Genomic DNA, 18,327 nt, shown 5'->3' with positions numbered 1-18,327 from the left:
CTTTTACTTAAAAAAAACTGCGAAAAAAATCCACAGTTTAAAAATAAGCCCATTTTAAATTTTTCTCGAGTACTTTAAATTTTAATTCTTTCGTTTTATAAATCTCCCCATCTATATTATATATAAATTCCTTATCCGATTTTATCTCACCTGATTTAACTAAAAATTCTTTGATTTTTTCGTCTTTTAAATGAGTTCCTTTTCTATATGAATACAGAAGTGGGATTATATCTTTTAATTTAAATCTAGGAGCTGTTACTAAATTCAACAGTCCGTCATCTAATTTAGCAAATGGTGCAGGTTGAAATCCAGATCCATAATAAGAACCATTGCAAAGTGCAGATATCAAAAATTCATCTTCTATCTTTATTTCTCGGTTTAAATTATCTACTAATTTTATTTCAAGATTTGTGTATTCAATATTCATTAAACTTTTTATTACACCATATAAAAATGTAGATTTTCCTAAAAATGGATATTTCTTCTTTAAGTCATAGGCATGCACTAATACATTCGTATCAAATCCAAGGCTCAATACATTTACACAAATTTTTCCATTTACCTCAATTAAATCTATCGGTTTAATTGTTGGCACAAGTGTGTCTTTAACTCGAAAGTTATTGTAATTAAAATTTTTAGAAAAGTCATTTCCTGTTCCAAAGGGTATAAGCCCCATTGCTGTATTAGTTCCTCGCAAGACCTCTGCAGCTTCGGCAAGACTTCCATCTCCACCACATAGCAAGAAAACTCCCTCTCCTCTTTTTATAAAGTCTTTTGCAAAATTTTTTATATCTTCACTATTTTCTGTAATTTTTATGTTTTCAGGTTTATATACTTTTAGAAGTTCTTCCTCGAGTTTTTTATATCTTCCTCTGCCCGATTTAGAACTTATTACTATTAGATTATCCATAACCCAATTATAGTAAATTATAATTATTAAAACAAATTTAAAACTCTCAATTCAGTGAGTTGATATTTTTAAAACTTCCAATATAAATAAAATAATTACACCTATTAAAAATCCAAATATATTAAAATTTGCGAAATTCAATGGTTCGGTATAACTGTTTAATGTTGTCGGTCCCATTATTATTGCAACTAAGGATCCTACAATCATACCTATAATTAAATAAATCATTTTTTCTCTATTTTTTCTCATAGCATTTCTAAGTATTTTTACAGATATAAAAATTCCGCATAATATTCCAAGTATTAAAATGAAAAGGGCTGATAGTTTTTCAAATTTTAATTTCATCACTTCGTTTACAGCCTCAACCATAGGCATATAAAGACCTGCAATCAAAAGAATGGACGAACCAGAAATTCCAGGCAGTACCATCGCAGATATGGCAACGGCACCACTAAAAAAAATATAAATTCCACTTATTAAATTTATTTCTCTAAGATCCATTGTTCCTATCATAGTATTTGTATGTCTCAAAAACACAAGTGCTATTACCACCATAAATCCTATAAATGAAAAATAATAATATCTTTTATGAGAAAGTAAATTATCTTTTTCAGATTTAATTACAAAAGGAATTGAACTGATTGTAAGTCCTAAGAATAATGAACTAAGCATGTGTATGTTTGCTTCAAGTAGCTTTGATATTAATGTTATAGATATTATAAATCCAATAATCCAACCTAAACCTAAATTGGACAAGTATAAAAAGGCTGTTTTTCTCTCTACTTTATTTTCAAAAAAATTGTGCAAATTTTCTATAAATTTATCATAAAAACCTAAAATAAATGCTATAGTTCCGCCACTAACCCCTGGCACTGAGTCTGCCAAAGCCATGCAAAACCCATGAATTATATTTATAAGCATCTCTTCCTCCTAATATTAACTATTTTATTAAATATACAATCAGTCTGTGTTTTATAATTTCCAATTAAAAGTGTTAACATTATTTTACTTCTTAAGTGTAAAGATTTCATCTTTTAATAGATTTTTTAATAAATTCTTAATCACTTTAAGATTTTTAAAACATTATTTGAGAAAAAATTCTAAATTATATTTATTTAGCTTGCAAATATAAATAAAAAAGAGATTCACCATTTAGGTAAACCTCTCATATTAATTTCAAATTAAATTATAAATATTATTCATCAAATTTTTCAATATTATTAATATCATCTTGCGAATTTTCTTCCATATTATCGTTATTATAATCCTTAAAAATATCGTAGCCTGTGTTGTCTATATATACATCGGACAATCTCGCCAGATATACAGGAGTTATAAAGAATAAATAAATAAAACTAATAAACATTGCAACTATCAACAGAATACCGAAAGAGACCATTTGATTTTCTTCTCCCATAACAATTAGAACAATATTTATGAGAACAATAATTGCAGGGATTATATAAAATTTTGCCCACACTTTTATACTTTCGAAAGTTAGATTATATCCAGTTTTTATTATTAATTTAAATATTTTACCAAAAGAATAATCTTTATATCTCTCATCAACTAAGACAAAATTTGTGTAGTTAAGTAAAAGTGATACTATTATAGTGGCAATACCCAATGCTATAACCATGCCTATAATACTGCCAGGAGTTGCACCTTTCTTAGTAAGTATGACTCCTCCTGCTGATAATGTTGTAAATATAAATAGAAATAAGAAACTGCCCAATGACGCAATTATATTTACAAGTAACGCTCTTATATTAAATCTTTTGATATTTGAAAAGTATTCCGCAACTCCACCACGTCTTGTATGTAATAGAGCAGAACATATCATAAAGTTTGAAATGGTACCAATTATAGCTTGAATATAAGTTGTATCTATATCCATATTAGCAAGCATCCCAATTATTGCTGCATTGATTATAAGTATTAATATAATTGGTACGTAGCTGTATTCTCGTTTCATATATACCTCCTGGTTGTAAAAAATTATGTGTCCTCAGTTATTATAATGAAATAAAACAAAATTTTTTCAATATTTTACTTAATTTATTTGTAATTTCATTAATAATAAACCATAATTATATTATATAGAAATAAGTCATCTTTTCAAAGTTTAAAGGAGTTTTTATGAAAAAATTATATATAAAACAAAAAGTTTTCAAAATAACTGATCATTACCCAATACTAGATGAGAACGAAGAAGTAATCTATTATGTGGACGAAGACTTTACTTGGGTTGGTCTTAAAGTGCATGTGTCTGACAAAAATCACAACGAGCTATTTGTGATAGAAAAAGAACTATTTAATTTATTGCCGGAATTTAATATTAATTTTAAAAATGGCGAAACTATAAAACTTAAATCTCGTTTCACAATATTTACAAGAGCCATAGATGTTTTATATTCTGAGATGAATATAGAAATTGAAGGGGATTTTTTCTCACACAATTTTGTAATCAAAGCTGACAATAATGAATTGGGTAGAATGGTAAGAAAACTTTTAAGCTTTGGCGACTGCTTCGAAATAGAAATATATGACGAAGAGCATATGGATTTAATTGTAGCCATGATGATAGCTATGGATTATCTAATAGACCAAAGTCAAAAAAGTTAATTTTTACTATTGTTTTTATATTGCTCGCTACAAATAATTCGCATGTCTTGGATATTTTTAAACTAAAATTAATCGTGAATTAGACTCTCACCAGGTACCAAAATTTATGAGTAAACTCGTATTAAATAAAATTTAACAATAAATTATACAATTAAATTTAAAAATGGGACCAAGAATCTACAAAATTCTAGGTCCCAACTTATTTTTAATTAGATACCAAAAATTACTAAATATCTAAATCTAAAATACTATGTTAAAAAAGTCAAACATTAAATCACAAATTATAATGTCACAATCTCATAACCCTTTTCAAGATATTTAGCCATGGCCGGATGTCCATTTAAATCATTTAAAAAATTTATATCGAGCTTTTTATTTACATCATAAACTTCCATCATCTTTGAACAAGCTTCACATACACCTTCAATTAAGTCCATATCTTTTGCTTTTTTATATAATGGATTATCTGTCAAAACTTGGGGCAATAAAACTGCCTCGCCTTCAAAAATAATTTTAGACTCTCCGCCCTTTTCTTTGATATCAATTGCATTTAGAAGTATATGTTGAAAACACATTTTATTATTTCTAAATGCAAAAAATGCTATTTTTTTCATAATCTCTCCTTGTATTATTAAGCTCTTACTCTCTCGTCATCTTCATCATAGAACACTCTATTTGTTAAAATTACTTCTACATCTCCATTTGAAGTTTTGATTGTCACTTTATCACCAATTTTTACTTTTGTAATATCAATTAATGCGTAACCAATATTTTTTTCAACAGTAAATCCATAAGTGAATTTAGTAACTTTACCCACTTTTTCACCACGAGCAAATATGTCGTCGCCAGAGGCTACAGTAGAATCATCATTTACAGTAAATCCTAATAAATCTCTAGTTATATTATATTTTTCTTTGAGCAATTTATCCTTTCCTACAAATTTGCTATCCCAATCTACAGTCCAGCCATAGCCCACTTCTAGTGGGTTTGTCCCTTCTAAATCACTCATCAGCACATAACCTTTTTCAGCAGGTAAAGAACCAACTATTACATCAGTTGTGATATTTTCCAGTCCAAAATCTTTTCCCTTTTCTACTATTTCTTTCTCTAACAATCCTTTTTTTGAACTGTCCACATAAAATTCATATCCAAGTTCACCAGTAAAGCCAGCTCTAGCTACTTTGATATCTAAATCTTTCACTTTGTTGCCAATTATATTAAAAAATTGTAAATCATTGACATTATTTTCTACAATTGAGTTAACTAAATCACGCGACTTTGGACCTTGAATTGCAAACATTGTAACATTATCAGTGATATTTACGTAATTTAGAGTTTCGTTCTTTTTATGTTTGTCAAACCATTTAATCATATCATCAATATAAAGAGTAGAAACCCAGAATTTTTCATCACCTAGTCTAAACACAATAACATCGTCAATGATTATTCCATCTTCATTTAACATTGTTGTATAGACAGCTTTACCTACATCAATATTCTCGATACCATTGACAAACATATTGTCCAAAAATTTTGCAGCATCCTTTCCTGTAACCTCTAATAGTTGGTGAGTAAAATCATAATAACCAACATTATTTCTTACAGTTTCATGCTCTTTTCTCATAAGTTTAAGATCAGCCATTACATTCACCTCATTTTATTACATTAACCGATTAAACTTCTAATATCAATATACCCAAACTCTAAATTCAAAAACAAAAGGGACTTTGGACAATAGATAAAAACAAAGTTTGGGTATAATTTAAGTGGGTGATAATATGGAATTAGATTTAATTTTTGACAAGGCTTGCAAATATTATAAAAGCGAAAAGACAAAAGACATAGATGGACGCATATATTTTTTGACAGTACTTAAAAATACACTGCAAAAATACGAAGACAAACTATTAAACGCATTAAAAAAAGACTTGGGCAAATCTAGAGCAGAAGGATTTATGACAGAATTAGGCATTGTATATGAGGAGATTAATTATTTTAAAAAGAATTTAACAAAAATATCTGCACCACAAAAACCGATAATATCACTAACTCAGTTTCCTGGCAAATTAAAAGTAATTCACCAGCCCCACGGAGTAGTACTTATAATTTCACCTTGGAACTATCCCCTAAATTTGAGTCTAACTCCACTTGTGGGAGCTATAGCAGGCGGCAACTCTGTAATATTAAAACCATCAGAGTATGCACCAAACACTTCTTATTGGATTGAAAAAATCCTAAAAGAAATATCAGATGATAGAGTTCAAGTTGTAAATGGAGGCGAAGAAATAAGTTCAGAATTACTAAAGAAAAATTTTGACTATATATTCTTTACTGGTAGCCCCAGAGTTGGAAAAATAGTGATGAAAGCAGCAGCGGAAAATCTAACTCCAATAACTTTAGAACTTGGGGGAAAATCACCTACAATAGTAGACGAAAATGTAAATATAAAAAAGACAGCTAGGCGAATAGTTTTTGGCAAACTATTAAATGCTGGTCAAACATGTGTAGCACCAGATTATGTGATTTGCCACAAATCTATAAAAAAAGATTTAATATATGAAATACTGGTACAAATTAAAAAATCACTTCCAACTCCTGATTATTACAACAAAAATTTTGGCAAAATAATAAACGAAAAACATTTCAATAGAATTGTCAATTTAATTGAAGGAAATGCACTTTTTGCTCAATTAGACGTGCCTCATTTCGAAGAAAATAAACTCAAAATCTGCCCAGTAATAATTGACTCGCCATCCCTAGATAGCGATGTGATGAATGAAGAAATCTTTGGACCAGTATTGCCAATTCTGACTTTTGAAAAACTCTCAGATATAATTGATATAGTAAATAGAAATAAAAATCCTCTCTCAATGTATATTTTTTCTAAAGATGAAATGTTTGTAGATAAAATTATTTCTAATATAAATTCAGGTGGAGTTTGCATAAACGACACTATAATGCATATGGCATCTAACAAAGCACCCTTTGGAGGTGTTAAAAACTCTGGCATTGGAAATTATCATGGCAAAGCAAGCTTTGAAGCTTTCACACGCAAAAGGACTTGCCTTTACAAATCTAATTTCTTCGATATCAAATTCAGAGAGCATCCTTATAAAGAAAGAGATTTAGATATAATAAGAAAGTTTTATAAATAAGACTTTGAGGGTAACTATAAATTGAAAAGGGGAGGTGAAGTAATGACTTCAGTAGCAGCAACTCTAATTGCTAATTTTATTTCAATTTATGTAATTGATCTTTTATTTAAAAGCATTCATTTTTATAGTAGCGGAGCAATACTCGTGCTTGCAATAGTATTAGGACTTGTAAATATCTTTATCAAACCAATACTAAAACTACTTTCACTACCACTGACTATACTTACTTTTGGTATTTTCTCATTAGTAGTAAATGCAATTGTACTTATGATAGCATTTAAATTTACACCAAATGCATATATCGCAAGTTTTGGTACAGCCTTTTGGGCTTCAATAGTATTGAGTTTTGTAAATAGTTTTGTAAGACAAATATTTGAATAGAATTTCAAAAGTCTGCTATTTTGTAGAAAATACAAAGTAACAGGCTTTAGTTAATCTTCTTTTATCATTTGAGTTGCGAGCTCAAGCATTTTTATTGCTGTTTGAAAGTTGTCTCCTATCAAGTTGTAGACCAAATCTTCAGATAAAACTCCACATTTTAAATCACTTGGGAACTCACCTGCATTTGACCTATCCAAATCTTCAAAATATTCTTCACTTCCGTAATAATCCCTCAGCTTAGCATATCTATCTTGATATTTTAGAAGTTTGTCAAAAGATTCGTTAAAATTTTCTAATAATATAGAGTATTCATCTAAAATCTTTTCCATTTCTTGTATTCTCTTAATATTTTGTTCCATTTTATTCTCCTAAATTTCCAGCTATATAAGAAATATTTGGATCACTTGGTTTATAATAGATATCCACTTTAGATCCTTGTTTCAAATCTTTAATTCCCGTTTTTTCTGTAAATGACACAGGTACCATGCCCACTCTTTTTACATCAGTTTTCTTTCTAGTCACTTCATCTTTTATTATATATTTTTTCCCATCTACAAAGTATAAAACTTTAATAGTTTCTTTGCCAAATTTAGGGTCTTTGTACTCAAGTATTTCGCCCACAGTTTTTGCTGAACACTCTTTGCGTAGCGATTTTCTGTATTTAGGATTTTTTCTTAATATAAAATAATATACACCCCAAATGAAAATTATAGCTACACCAAAATTTATTAAAAATGAATTTAAATCAAAATTCAAAATAATGCACCTCTATCAATATCCCTTTTCATAATCAATAATATTAATCAAATCACTCTCACCTTTTAAAGATCTTAAATTATGAAGGGCAGTCCTAAACTCTCTTTCTTCGTGATCTTCAGAACTAAAAGAAATATGAGGATAGATATATACATTTTCCATTTCCCACAGTGGTGAATTTTTATCTAATGGTTCATTTTCAAATACATCTAGAGCAGCAGCTCTAATTTTGCCATTTTGTAGTGCTTTTATCAAAGCTTTTTCATCTATTGTAGATCCTCTTGATATATTTACAAGAACTACTCCATCTTTCATTTCTGCAATTCTTCCTTCATTCAAGAAATGATAAGTTTCGTCTGTTCCAGGAAGGCACATAATTATATAATCCATATTAGATACAACATCATCCAATTCATCTAATGAATATACATTGATAAAGGGCTCAATCTTTCTGCCATCTGTGTTAAATCCATTTAACTCCATCTCAAAACCAGAGAGCCTTTTGGCTCCTGCTTGTGCAATAGAACCTGTGCCCAAAAATAAAGCTCTCTTCCCGTACAGGTTATAAGAATGTACTCTAGGTTTCCAAATCTTATTCTCCTGATTTTTAATATTAAATCTATCAGATTTTTCAATTTGCAATAAGCTATAAACAATCCATTCGGCAATCGGTTCGGAATATACTCCATTATTGTTAGTCAATATAATATTGTTTTCTTTCAAAAGCTCTAGGTCAAGATAATCAATTCCCACAGATATTGTAAATATATATTTTAAATTTTTGTGTTTACTCAAATCCATGCCAATTATATCCATAGATGCTATTATAATATCTTCACCGTAATCTTCTTTTTCATTGACATCTTCTTTATCAAAAGTTATCACTTCATAGCCAAGCTCTTTCATTTTTGGTTCAAATTTACGTGCAATCCTAGCACTTGTAAGAACTTTCATCATATCCTCCAATTATTAACGTCTTTTTCCATAAGGTCTTTGTTTATCAAATGCCAATTTAAAATTTGTGGCAAATTTATTACCATCTAAAATATACACATCTACATCTCTTGAACTCAGTAAAAGTGATGGATCACCAGTTACAGGTTCAGATAAAAATTTATCTTTCTTTTTGTTATTGGGCAGATTATACTCAATTAAAAGTCTTGGATTTTTGACATCTCCGTTTTCTGCGACAACATCCAAAATTTTGCCTTCGGTCTTAATACCTTCTTTTTTAAATTTATTGACATAATTTGAAAAATTCTTTGTTCTAAAATAAATAATTGCCGTAAATACAATTAATATCAAAAACGAGACAATGGTCATTAGAAAATCATTCATAAACTTTTCTCTATTCAAAAAATAAAAACTCAAAGAGAAAATTAATAATAGTGACCACAATCCAATGATAAATTTTAATATCCCTTTGTTAAAGAAAGTCAATAGCTCTCTTTTATATCTGAAAACAATTTTGGGCATAATATCTTTTCTTTGCATAATCTCCTCCACAGTATAAATCTATTATAAATTAAAGTCAAAAATTAGTAAAGCAAGCAAATTCGCTCAATCATTGTAAATATAGACAAATTATATTATAATTATTATGATTGTGAAAGGAGGGCCTAAATGGATACAAGCTTTAGGACCTTGCCCACAAATATTCATTTCAATCCCACCGATATTATTCAAATAGCTAACGCTGAACTAATTGGTGGTGATTTTTCAATGGTAATAGACGTGTTAAATCTTTCAGATGAATTTATTAAAAGCATAGAATTCGCTGTTAAATTCAAAGGACAAGACAAAAGATATTTATTCAACGAAGAGGAGTTTTATTTCAAAAGGATTGTAAATATTAATCCCCATTCTAGATATTATCTTGAACCAATACCCTTAGATGATAGATTTGACAAGGTACGAGCGATAGATTTATATATATCTTCGTATGAAACTGAAAAAAAAGAACATGTCATGACAAATCAAAGTTTTGAACAAAAGCTTCCCGTCATACCTGAAAGAAAACGTCAAAATATCAAAAATCACATAGGTGACGAAATCAAAACCTATGGTGAAAATCACATCGACTATTGGAGATGTGTTTGTGGAGCAGTTAATTTAAAAGAAGATGAAGAGTGTAATTTTTGCAATAGAAATAAATCTTTTGTATTAAACAATCTCACTGAACCTTTAATAAATGCCAAAATGTTAAATATTTTGGAAACAACAAATTTAGGTACTTTAAATGAAGAAGAAAAGTTAAATAGAATAAAAACTCATTTAACTAAAACTAATCTTTCAAAAATTGCACCTACAAATGACTCAATAAAAATTGACAGGACTAATTCTAACACCAAAAATTCAATACCAATGATTGGCGGCAAAAAAATATTTTTATCTTTAATTGGTGTCATGATACTCTTGATATTAGCACTTTTTGGAATTAGATCTGCAACTAAAGTCAGAAGCGAAAAAAATATAGAAAAGGCAAACTCTTTAATTACTACAGGAGAATATACAGAAGCACTTAAAATATATGAAAATGTAAATGAAAGGGGCACTTCTAATCTTGGACTAGAAATAGATGCCCTCAAGAAACTTATTAATTCTAATAACCATTTTGAAAGAGGTATGGAATTAATGAAGCAACAAAAATATATAAATGCAGCTTATAATTTTAAAAAAGTGATATCCGAAGATAAAAAGAATTTCACATTAGCGACAACAAATCTAACTGAAATTGAAAATATCACGATAATGGATGCAGAAAAGTTATCTTCAGAAGGTAAAAAAGAAGACGCATTGACTCTTTTGAACTCATATCTTGATGTCGTCAATGACTCAGCTAGAGTGACAAATTTAAAAAAAGAAATAGAAAATGATAAAAAATTAGTAGACGATTTAAACTCCAAAGAAGAGTTTGAAAAAAAATCCAGCAGCGACACTCCAGCTGTAATGGCTAAAAGGGCAGAAAATCTTATGCACAATTATAAGAAAGTAGTCACTGAAAAAGCTAATTTGAGAGAAGAGCCAAGCGTCAACTCTAATATATTAAGAGTTTTAGAAAAAAATACCGAGCTATATATCACAGAAACAAAAATAGAAGGCAGTGAAAGAGTTTGGTGTTATGTAGAAGCAAAAGATACAAAAACTGACGAAGTGTTTACTGGTTGGATTTCTGACAAAACTTTAAACTAGATAAAATATTGTGAATTTTAAAAATCGAATTGAGCATCATGCTTTAATTCGATTTTTTTATATGTAAAAAATCTATATAATCCTATTATTTAATTAAGCAAGTGGGATTTTTATATGTTTTTATTTAATTTAAAAGGCCGGCTATTGAGCCGACCTGAAGTGTGGTTATTTTATATGTTTTCTTTGTTAAAATATTTTTTCTATAATACTTACTGCAATTGGCATCAAGAAAACTGTCATAAGACCTGCCACTGCAATTGAAAGTCCACTCATGGCACCTTGGATTTCACCAATTCTTCTTGCTTCGCTGGTTCCTACAGCATGAGCGGATGTTCCAATACCTATCCCTTGAGCAACTGGATCTTTAATTCTAAAGATTTTGATAATAATGGGTGCTATTACCGCACCAGTAACTCCTCTTATTACAACAGAAATTGCTGTAAGGGCTGTGTTTCCACCATATTCTCCTGATAGTGAAACTGCAATTGCCGTTGTAATTGATTGAGGTGTAACAGAAGTTGTAATATTTTTGTCAAAGCCTAGGGTTTTAAAAGCAAAAATGGCAAATAGCATTGCAAAAATACTTCCAACTAATGTTCCTCCAATTATAGGTACTATATTTTTCTTTAATTCGTCTAGGTTTTCATATAGTGATAAAACCATCGCTACTGTGGCTGGAGCTATAAAAAACGCGATAAAATCTCCGCCTTGTTTAAAGGATTCATAAGGGATTTTTGTTATTTTCAAAAATAATATGCAAAGTCCAATCGATATTAGTAGGGGGTTTGCAATTGGACTTTTTACTTTTGAATTAATATATTTACCTATTTCAAAGGTTGCGAAGATGAGTATAATGCCAAAGTATTTATTATCAAACATCTTTTCTCCTCCTTTGCAATAGTTCAACTACCTTTCCCGTAATTCCCATTGTAAGTGCTGTAGATACTACAATTAAACATACAATTAATAATGTTTTGCCTCTGATAGTGTCGTATTCAGTCATTATACCAACACCAACTGGCACAAATAATAATGATAAATTCATCAATATTCCATCTGATGTAGCTCTAATTTCATCGGGTGTCAAAATTTTGAAATTAAGAGCTATGAATAAATAAATCATTCCATATACCGCCTCAGGTATAGGAAAATCAATTATATGTCTTGTAATTACTCCCAGAAACAAACAAACAACGAGAATGACAAATTCTTTTAAATAATTCATATCTAGCTCCTTGTGTTCTATAAAAACGCCTTGGCTTTCTTGGACCTTGACATTTTTTAAAAGCCAAGACTTAAGTTATTTGCTCATGTTAAATTAATTTTCAGATTTGATTTTCTCAATTTCTTCTATGAAAAGAGGTAAAATCTTTTCACAATCTCCAACTATACCAACATCTGCCATTTCAAAGATTGGCGCATCTTCGTCTTTATTTATAGCTACAATAAATTTTGATGCTTTCATACCAGAGATGTGTTGCACTGCTCCACTCACACCACATCCAATATATAAATCTGGAGAAACAATTTTTCCAGATTGACCAATTTGAGAAGTTTTTGGAAGTATACCATCATCTATTACAGGTCTTGTGCCTGAAATAGGTGCGTCCAATACTTGTGCTAATTTATTTACAAGTTCAAATGATTTACCAGTTGAAGCTCCTCTTCCACAGGTAACAATTACGGGAGCATCTTCCAAATTAATGTCTGCGCCAGCGGCTTTGATGACATCTTTAATTATGGCTTTGATATCATCTTTGGGAATTTCTTCTTCTACTACTTCGCCCGCACCGTTTAAATCTTCTCTCTTCTCAAAAGATCCGCTTCTAACAGTGGCTACATAAGTATCAGTATTTAATTTCATTTCAGTTAAAACTGTACCACCATATGTTGGGCTAATAAATGTTAACTCATCGCCTTGTACTTTTATATCACAAACATTTGTAATTGAAACTGTGTCAAGTTTTGCACTAAGGTATGCCGCTACATCTTTACCGTTTAAGGAGCCTGGTATCAATATAGTTTTAATTTCATTTTTCGCAGCAACTTTAGCTATAATATTTGCAAAATCTTCTGGAGAATATTCTTCTCTATTAGTTTTTACAATTACATCTGCTCCCGCACCTTTTAATTTATTTACACCATCTTCATTTATATTTTCAATAACTACTGCTACAGACTTCGCTGATAATTCTTTTGCGATTTCTGACGCTTTTGACAGTGTTTCTAAACTTAATTTATTTGGAGAGCCTTGTTCTACTTCTATATATACTAAAATATTTTTCATCTCGCCCTCCTTAAATTGCTTTTTCTTTTTTCATAATCTCAATAGCTCTTGCAACTGCAACTTCTGTATCTTCTTCAACTATTTTTACCCCAGCTTCTCTTTTTGCTGGTTCAAATTCTTGTACTATTTCATGAAGATTTTCGTCAGATACTTCAACTTCAAGGGCAGGAATTTCTTTTCTTCTAGCTGCCATCTTGCTCTTAATAGTTGCATATCTAGGATCATAATCTGGTTTTGTAATAGTTACAGCACATGGAAGTGTTGTCTCTACTACTCTTTTTCCTTCTTCTGTTTCTTGTTCTGTAGTTAGAGTTTCTCCATCAACTTCCATACTAATTATGTTAGTTATTGAGCCAATACCTAGCTTTTCGGCAAAGTAAACGCCTACTTGCGAAGCTTCATAATCAGTTGTTTCTTTTCCAAAACAGAATAAATCAAATTTACCTTTTTCTTCTTCAAGTCTTTCTTTTGCATTTATAAGTGTCATTGCAATTGATCTTGGGTCAAGTTTTTTATAATTTTCATATTCTACAAAATAAGCATTGTCTGCTCCAACTGCAAGACAGTTTTTTAGAGAATTTTTAACTGACTCCCCTCCTATTGAAAGTACAGTTACTTCTCCACCTTCTTTTTCTTTTAGTCTTGCGCCCATTTCTAAAGAATATGTGTCAAAAGCATTGACAACAGGAGTTATATTTTCTGTGTCTGCTTTATTTTCTTTTACAGAAACTGCCACTGAATCATCTGGCACTTCTTTAACAAATACTAAAATATTCATATTATCTCCTCATCAAGTTGTTGGCAACTACGATTCTTAAAATTTCGTTTGTTCCTTCAAATATTTGGAAGATTTTTGCATCACGAAGTAATTTTTCTACAGGATATTCTCTACTGTAGCCATATCCTCCAAATGCTTGAATAGCTTCAGATGCAACTTCCATAGCTATATCTGATGCATAGCATTTAGCTATTGCAGACTCTCTAGAATAGTCAAGACCTTCGTCCATTCTAGTAAGAGCATTTGCAACCATTTGTCTTGCTACTTCGGTTTTAATATCCATATCCGCAAGTTTAAATTGTAAAGATTGATTTTTTATTATTGGTTTTCCAAATTGAACTCTTTCTTTTGTATATTTAAGAGCTTCATCAATTCCTCTTTGGGCAATTCCAACTGATAAACATCCCATCCAAGCTCTTGCTTGGTCAAGAGTTTGCATTGCAATTTTAAACCCTTCGCCTTCTTTTCCAATTATATTAGATGCAGGAATTCTACAATCTTCAAGCACAACATCTGTAGTATTTGAAGATCTAATTCCCATTTTGTCTTCTTCTTTTCCAGCAGAAAGCCCAGGTGCTGTTGCTGGAACTAAAAACATAGAAAGTCCTTTAACTCCTTTTGATTTATCAGTTGATGCAACTACACAATAAAAAGAAGCTACTGCTCCATTTGTTATAAAACATTTACGACCATTAAGCACCCATTCATCTCCATCAAGTACAGCTGTAGTTGTACCTGCAGATGCATCAGACCCTGCTCCTGGTTCTGTTAGACAGAATGCTCCAAGACCACCGTCCATAATAAGATCACAAATATATTGTTTTTGTTCGTCAGTACCAGCAATTAAAACAGGTTTCATACCTAGTCCTGATGCAGAAATTGTTGTGGCAAAACCAGCATCAGCTTTAGCCATTTCTTCAAACAATGCAGCTACATCAATTCTAGAAAGTCCAACTCCACCAAATTCCTCAGGAATTTCAAGTTGAAGATAACCTTGTTCAGCAGCCTTTTCGTACAATTCTCTTGGCCACTCTCCTGTTTTATCTGCTTCAATACATGTGTCTACTACTTCATTTTCACAAAATTTTCTAACATCTTGTAGAAGATCTTGTGCTTCTTCTGAAATTAAATACGGCATTTGTTCCTCCTACCTTTAGCTAACAACCTTATGTGGGTTTAGAATATTATTAGGGTCGAAGACTTGTTTGATTCCTCTCATAAGTGAAGTATTAACTTCACCTTCAAATTCTCTAAGGAATTTTTTCTTTCCGTGACCAATTCCATGTTCACCAGAAATTTGACCACCCATTTCATAAGCTTTGCCATAAATTTTATTCATAAAATCGTCAACAACTTTAATAAATTCATCTTTTTCCATATCATTTGAACATGCATAAATGTGTAAATTACCATCGCCTGCGTGTCCAAAAGATTTTACTTCAAATGGATAATCAGTTCCGATTTCATTTACATATGAAATGTATTGAGCGATTTTATTAATAGGAACAACAACATCACATTCGTCTAAAAGTTTTGTTTGAGCCTCAATAGCTTCTAAGAAAGAAGATCTTGCAGCCCAAGCTTCTTTAATTTTATTTGGAGTGTCAGCTACAAGTACATCAATAGCGCCAGCTTCAAGTAAAACTTCAGCAGCTTGTTCGATTATATCGTTTAGAGATTCTTCATTATCCCCATCAAAAGTGATTAGAAGGAAAGCTGCAGCTTCAACTCCCTCTACAGTTTTAGGGAAAGTTTCTTTTCCAATATATTTTTCAGACATTTCTACAATTTCTTTTTCCATAAATTCAATAGCTTGTGGATTTAGATAAGCTTTAAATAATTTTGGAACTGTAGAGATACAGTCGTCTAAATTTTCGTAAGGAACTATTAAAGAAATAGTTTCTTTAGGTGAAGGAATAATCTTAAGAGTAAGCTCTGTTATAATTCCCAAAGTTCCTTCAGCACCAATCATTAAGTCTTTTAAAGAATAACCAGTAGATGTTTTAGATACAGTTGCACCAAATCTAGTTATTTCTCCAGTAGGAAGAACTACTTCCATTCCTCTTACATAATCTCTAGTAGTACCATATTTAACTGCACGCATTCCACCAGCATTAGTAGAAACATTGCCGCCAAGTGTTGCAAATTTTTCACCTGGATCAGGTGGATACATATATCCTTTTAAAAGACAATCTTCAGCTAAATCATTTAACAAAACTCCGGGTTGAACTTTTACAACCATGTTTTCTTCGTCATAACCTAAAATTTTATTCATAGGTTGCATGTTAATCATTACACCTTTATCAATTGCAACGCCAGCTCCAACAAGGCCTGTTCCAGCACCTCTTGCAATTACTGGAATTTTGTTTTCATTACAGATTTTAACAACTTTTGAAATTTCTTCAGCATTTACAGCATCTACAAGTACATCAGGTGTACCTTCGCCATAAATTGGCATTTCATCGTGGAAAAAATCAACATTGATTTCTTCGCCAACAAAAACTCTTCCAGTAACCGAGCTTTTAATTTGCTCAATTATTTGTTCATTTACAGAATTATAGTTTTCCATATTGTGGTCTCCTTTCCAAATTCATTATATTTATTATAATATTTTAAAGATTGACTATGTAGAATTTTAGATTGAAACTTATTGACTAAAGAATGCTTTAATTGACTTTTAGTCAATTTAAAATTATAATTGAATTAACTATCATATGAGGTGACTAAATGCTTTTTCATGTAACTTTAAAAAAATTAATAGATGTTTCTGGAGTAAAACTCTCGCCCATAGCTAATATCTTAGGTTATGATATTTCATATATAAGCAAATGGTCTAGTGGCAAGAAAGTTCCATCTTATAAAAATATTTTAGAAATTAATATTAAACTTGCAGAAATTTTTGCAAATTCAATAATAGAAGATGGAAAAGAAAAAGAATTCTTTAATGAATTCAGTATCAAAAATCCACTTCAGACTAGTCACCATAAAAAGAAACATTTAGAGAGTACAATCAAAAATCTGCTCAATAAATCTTACGAAGATACAATAACAGAAGTCAATTTAACTAATAAAAACGATACTTTTTTCATATTTGAAGAGCATAAAATTTACGATACATTTAAAAAAATAATTGTAGACTCTCTTCGAAAAAATAAATATATAGAAATCTGGACTTCCTTTGACATAAATAGTCCAATGGCAGAACTACTTTTTGCCACTACAAGAGAGCATTCAGGCAGAAATCAAGTAATAAATATACATTTGCCTGTAAAATCAAAAAATGTTGACGATAACACTCTATATAGAAATTTTGCTCGCAATCCTCTCATAGGACTTGAAATATATGACGGGGAATTTTTTCCACAAAATGAATTTCTTGTAATAGAAGATGAAGTATTTATGAATTTCAGTTTGTCCCAAGAATTGTCAACTATGACCTATGGATATGATGAGTCTACGGTTCTCAAATATTTTTATACAATAAAAACATTTTTTGATAAATCTATAAAATATACAGAACTTGCTAGCCCAGAAACACTGGCTAAAAATAATTTCAGAAAATATTTCTATTCCGAAAACAAATATATTTTCTACACTAATTATGGTTTTGAATTTTTGTTACCTGGAAATATTATTGAAAAAATAGAAAATTCTGTACAAGGGGACAATAAACTTTATAAAAAAGAAATCGCCAAAATAAAAATACTTTGGCGTGAAGTGTTTGAAAAATCTAATATCGAATTTATTATGCCTAGATCTTCTCTTTTAAATTATATTGAGAACGGCAAGATTGTATATTGTTCGCAACACTTTACTTTAGATCCTACAATGAGAAAAAAACATTTTGAGCATATAGAAAAAATAATGAAAGAAAATGAAAATGTTAAATTCTATTTATTAGAAGACAATGCCGCAAATGCATTTCATTTCAATAAATTTAATATTTTCGCCAACGAAGACACCATGTTTTTTAAAAATATTTATTCAACAAAAGATATAGCTCCAATAACTGTGGCAATAGATGGCTCAATACGAAATAATATTTTAAAAGATATGAATAACTTAAAAAATTCTTCTTTTACTACATTGATGAGTGCACAAGACATGAAAGAATTATACGATAAATATTCAAATTTATTTAACAAAATGAACGAAATCTAAAATCATATTATAATTTTAATTCATTGAATATAAAAACCCTATTTCAAATAAAAAAGACCACATTCTTTATAAAAATATAGAT

20 protein-coding genes are annotated in these 18,327 nt (G+C 30.1%); 5 read left to right on the top strand and 15 right to left on the bottom strand.

The features are described from left to right. Positions 1-37 precede the first annotated feature (37 nt). The 3 genes from ABID14_RS03565 to ABID14_RS03555 all read right to left on the bottom strand — a co-directional run bounded on the left by ABID14_RS03565 (position 38) and on the right by ABID14_RS03555 (position 2,885). Positions 38-910: a diacylglycerol/lipid kinase family protein gene (locus ABID14_RS03565; protein ID WP_354367211.1), complete on the bottom strand. Its 873-nt coding sequence runs from the start codon at positions 908-910 to the stop codon at positions 38-40. 51 nt (positions 911-961) lie between these two features. After that, a complete protein-coding gene (locus ABID14_RS03560; protein WP_354367209.1) occupies positions 962-1,831 on the bottom strand; it encodes a DUF368 domain-containing protein in 870 nt (289 codons plus the stop codon). A 274-nt stretch (positions 1,832-2,105) separates the two neighbouring features. Beyond that, entirely contained in the window at positions 2,106-2,885 is a 780-nt protein-coding gene (locus ABID14_RS03555) for a hypothetical protein (protein WP_354367207.1), read from the bottom strand. A 164-nt stretch (positions 2,886-3,049) separates the two neighbouring features. Between ABID14_RS03555 and ABID14_RS03550 the strand changes: the two genes are divergently transcribed. Beyond that, positions 3,050-3,535: an LURP-one-related/scramblase family protein gene (locus ABID14_RS03550; RefSeq protein WP_354367206.1), complete on the top strand. Its 486-nt coding sequence runs from the start codon at positions 3,050-3,052 to the stop codon at positions 3,533-3,535. A gap of 281 nt (positions 3,536-3,816) precedes the next feature. Here the strand turns inward: ABID14_RS03550 and ABID14_RS03545 are convergent, their stop codons facing one another. Further along, complete coding sequence (locus ABID14_RS03545; RefSeq protein WP_354367204.1) at positions 3,817-4,149, bottom strand: cytoplasmic protein; 333 nt, start codon at positions 4,147-4,149, stop codon at positions 3,817-3,819. Positions 4,150-4,166: 17 nt separating this feature from the next. Next, positions 4,167-5,177 (bottom strand): aminomethyl transferase family protein, encoded by a 1,011-nt coding sequence (locus ABID14_RS03540; protein ID WP_354367202.1) that lies wholly within the window; start codon positions 5,175-5,177, stop codon positions 4,167-4,169. A gap of 136 nt (positions 5,178-5,313) precedes the next feature. Here ABID14_RS03540 and ABID14_RS03535 point away from each other — a divergent pair, with 136 nt between their 5' ends. Beyond that, the gene (locus tag ABID14_RS03535; RefSeq protein WP_354367200.1) at positions 5,314-6,690 is read left to right on the top strand and encodes an aldehyde dehydrogenase family protein; all 1,377 of its coding nucleotides are present in this window, start codon (positions 5,314-5,316) and stop codon (positions 6,688-6,690) included. A gap of 42 nt (positions 6,691-6,732) precedes the next feature. After that, positions 6,733-7,071: a phage holin family protein gene (locus ABID14_RS03530; protein ID WP_354367198.1), complete on the top strand. Its 339-nt coding sequence runs from the start codon at positions 6,733-6,735 to the stop codon at positions 7,069-7,071. A gap of 50 nt (positions 7,072-7,121) precedes the next feature. On the opposite strand, the gene ABID14_RS03525 is transcribed toward ABID14_RS03530, so the two are convergent. Genes ABID14_RS03525 through ABID14_RS03510 form a run of 4 tightly spaced genes read right to left on the bottom strand, consistent with a single transcriptional unit; the run spans position 7,122 to position 9,321 of the window. Continuing rightward, entirely contained in the window at positions 7,122-7,430 is a 309-nt protein-coding gene (locus tag ABID14_RS03525; protein WP_354367196.1) for a DUF4298 domain-containing protein, read from the bottom strand. A 1-nt stretch (position 7,431) separates the two neighbouring features. Next, positions 7,432-7,827: a DUF3592 domain-containing protein gene (locus tag ABID14_RS03520; protein ID WP_354367194.1), complete on the bottom strand. Its 396-nt coding sequence runs from the start codon at positions 7,825-7,827 to the stop codon at positions 7,432-7,434. Between the two features lie 15 nt (positions 7,828-7,842). After that, entirely contained in the window at positions 7,843-8,781 is a 939-nt protein-coding gene (locus tag ABID14_RS03515) for a phosphoglycerate dehydrogenase (RefSeq protein WP_354367192.1), read from the bottom strand. A gap of 15 nt (positions 8,782-8,796) precedes the next feature. Continuing rightward, positions 8,797-9,321 (bottom strand): hypothetical protein, encoded by a 525-nt coding sequence (locus tag ABID14_RS03510; RefSeq protein WP_354367190.1) that lies wholly within the window; start codon positions 9,319-9,321, stop codon positions 8,797-8,799. A 129-nt stretch (positions 9,322-9,450) separates the two neighbouring features. Between ABID14_RS03510 and ABID14_RS03505 the strand changes: the two genes are divergently transcribed. Next, on the top strand, positions 9,451-11,019 hold the full coding sequence (locus ABID14_RS03505) for an SH3 domain-containing protein (protein ID WP_354367188.1): 1,569 nt from the start codon (positions 9,451-9,453) through the stop codon (positions 11,017-11,019). Positions 11,020-11,205: 186 nt separating this feature from the next. On the opposite strand, the gene ABID14_RS03500 is transcribed toward ABID14_RS03505, so the two are convergent. From ABID14_RS03500 to ABID14_RS03475, 6 genes are all read right to left on the bottom strand, one after another. Beyond that, positions 11,206-11,898 carry an LrgB family protein gene (locus tag ABID14_RS03500; RefSeq protein ID WP_354367186.1) on the bottom strand — a complete coding sequence of 231 codons (693 nt, stop codon included), beginning with the start codon at positions 11,896-11,898 and terminating at the stop codon, positions 11,206-11,208. Next, the gene (locus ABID14_RS03495; RefSeq protein ID WP_354367184.1) at positions 11,891-12,244 is read right to left on the bottom strand and encodes a CidA/LrgA family protein; all 354 of its coding nucleotides are present in this window, start codon (positions 12,242-12,244) and stop codon (positions 11,891-11,893) included. The genes ABID14_RS03500 and ABID14_RS03495 overlap by 8 nt, the downstream gene beginning before the upstream one ends. Positions 12,245-12,337: 93 nt before the next feature. Next, positions 12,338-13,306, bottom strand: a complete 969-nt coding sequence (locus ABID14_RS03490; protein WP_354367182.1) for an electron transfer flavoprotein subunit alpha/FixB family protein — start codon at positions 13,304-13,306, stop codon at positions 12,338-12,340. A gap of 10 nt (positions 13,307-13,316) precedes the next feature. Continuing rightward, positions 13,317-14,084 carry an electron transfer flavoprotein subunit beta/FixA family protein gene (locus tag ABID14_RS03485; RefSeq protein ID WP_354367180.1) on the bottom strand — a complete coding sequence of 256 codons (768 nt, stop codon included), beginning with the start codon at positions 14,082-14,084 and terminating at the stop codon, positions 13,317-13,319. Position 14,085: 1 nt separating this feature from the next. After that, a complete protein-coding gene (locus tag ABID14_RS03480) occupies positions 14,086-15,222 on the bottom strand; it encodes an acyl-CoA dehydrogenase family protein (RefSeq protein ID WP_354367178.1) in 1,137 nt (378 codons plus the stop codon). Positions 15,223-15,237: 15 nt separating this feature from the next. Further along, the gene (locus ABID14_RS03475) at positions 15,238-16,653 is read right to left on the bottom strand and encodes an FAD-binding oxidoreductase (RefSeq protein ID WP_354367176.1); all 1,416 of its coding nucleotides are present in this window, start codon (positions 16,651-16,653) and stop codon (positions 15,238-15,240) included. A gap of 158 nt (positions 16,654-16,811) precedes the next feature. Here ABID14_RS03475 and ABID14_RS03470 point away from each other — a divergent pair, with 158 nt between their 5' ends. After that, complete coding sequence (locus ABID14_RS03470) at positions 16,812-18,245, top strand: helix-turn-helix domain-containing protein (RefSeq protein ID WP_354367174.1); 1,434 nt, start codon at positions 16,812-16,814, stop codon at positions 18,243-18,245. Positions 18,246-18,327: the final 82 nt, after the last annotated feature.

Source organism: Peptoniphilus olsenii, assembly GCF_040545475.1.
In the GTDB taxonomy this organism is placed as follows: domain Bacteria; phylum Bacillota; class Clostridia; order Tissierellales; family Peptoniphilaceae; genus Peptoniphilus_A; species Peptoniphilus_A olsenii.
Note: the sequence above shows the minus strand (reverse complement) of the source record. Positions and strands in the feature narration are given on the sequence as shown.

What these genes read in the sequence shown, in the direction of transcription:
- ABID14_RS03560 (WP_354367209.1), bottom strand. Translation starts at nt 1,831, where the DNA reads ATGCTTATAAATATAATTCATGGGTTTTGCATGGCTTTGGCAGACTCA.
- ABID14_RS03490 (WP_354367182.1), bottom strand. Translation starts at nt 13,306, where the DNA reads ATGAAAAATATTTTAGTATATATAGAAGTAGAACAAGGCTCTCCAAAT.
- ABID14_RS03485 (WP_354367180.1), bottom strand. Translation starts at nt 14,084, where the DNA reads ATGAATATTTTAGTATTTGTTAAAGAAGTGCCAGATGATTCAGTGGCA.
- ABID14_RS03525 (WP_354367196.1), bottom strand. Translation starts at nt 7,430, where the DNA reads ATGGAACAAAATATTAAGAGAATACAAGAAATGGAAAAGATTTTAGAT.
- ABID14_RS03495 (WP_354367184.1), bottom strand. Translation starts at nt 12,244, where the DNA reads ATGAATTATTTAAAAGAATTTGTCATTCTCGTTGTTTGTTTGTTTCTG.
- ABID14_RS03540 (WP_354367202.1), bottom strand. Translation starts at nt 5,177, where the DNA reads ATGGCTGATCTTAAACTTATGAGAAAAGAGCATGAAACTGTAAGAAAT.
- ABID14_RS03530 (WP_354367198.1), top strand. Translation starts at nt 6,733, where the DNA reads ATGACTTCAGTAGCAGCAACTCTAATTGCTAATTTTATTTCAATTTAT.
- ABID14_RS03505 (WP_354367188.1), top strand. Translation starts at nt 9,451, where the DNA reads ATGGATACAAGCTTTAGGACCTTGCCCACAAATATTCATTTCAATCCC.
- ABID14_RS03510 (WP_354367190.1), bottom strand. Translation starts at nt 9,321, where the DNA reads ATGCAAAGAAAAGATATTATGCCCAAAATTGTTTTCAGATATAAAAGA.
- ABID14_RS03470 (WP_354367174.1), top strand. Translation starts at nt 16,812, where the DNA reads ATGCTTTTTCATGTAACTTTAAAAAAATTAATAGATGTTTCTGGAGTA.
- ABID14_RS03555 (WP_354367207.1), bottom strand. Translation starts at nt 2,885, where the DNA reads ATGAAACGAGAATACAGCTACGTACCAATTATATTAATACTTATAATC.
- ABID14_RS03565 (WP_354367211.1), bottom strand. Translation starts at nt 910, where the DNA reads ATGGATAATCTAATAGTAATAAGTTCTAAATCGGGCAGAGGAAGATAT.
- ABID14_RS03545 (WP_354367204.1), bottom strand. Translation starts at nt 4,149, where the DNA reads ATGAAAAAAATAGCATTTTTTGCATTTAGAAATAATAAAATGTGTTTT.
- ABID14_RS03550 (WP_354367206.1), top strand. Translation starts at nt 3,050, where the DNA reads ATGAAAAAATTATATATAAAACAAAAAGTTTTCAAAATAACTGATCAT.
- ABID14_RS03475 (WP_354367176.1), bottom strand. Translation starts at nt 16,653, where the DNA reads ATGGAAAACTATAATTCTGTAAATGAACAAATAATTGAGCAAATTAAA.
- ABID14_RS03515 (WP_354367192.1), bottom strand. Translation starts at nt 8,781, where the DNA reads ATGAAAGTTCTTACAAGTGCTAGGATTGCACGTAAATTTGAACCAAAA.
- ABID14_RS03535 (WP_354367200.1), top strand. Translation starts at nt 5,314, where the DNA reads ATGGAATTAGATTTAATTTTTGACAAGGCTTGCAAATATTATAAAAGC.
- ABID14_RS03480 (WP_354367178.1), bottom strand. Translation starts at nt 15,222, where the DNA reads ATGCCGTATTTAATTTCAGAAGAAGCACAAGATCTTCTACAAGATGTT.
- ABID14_RS03500 (WP_354367186.1), bottom strand. Translation starts at nt 11,898, where the DNA reads ATGTTTGATAATAAATACTTTGGCATTATACTCATCTTCGCAACCTTT.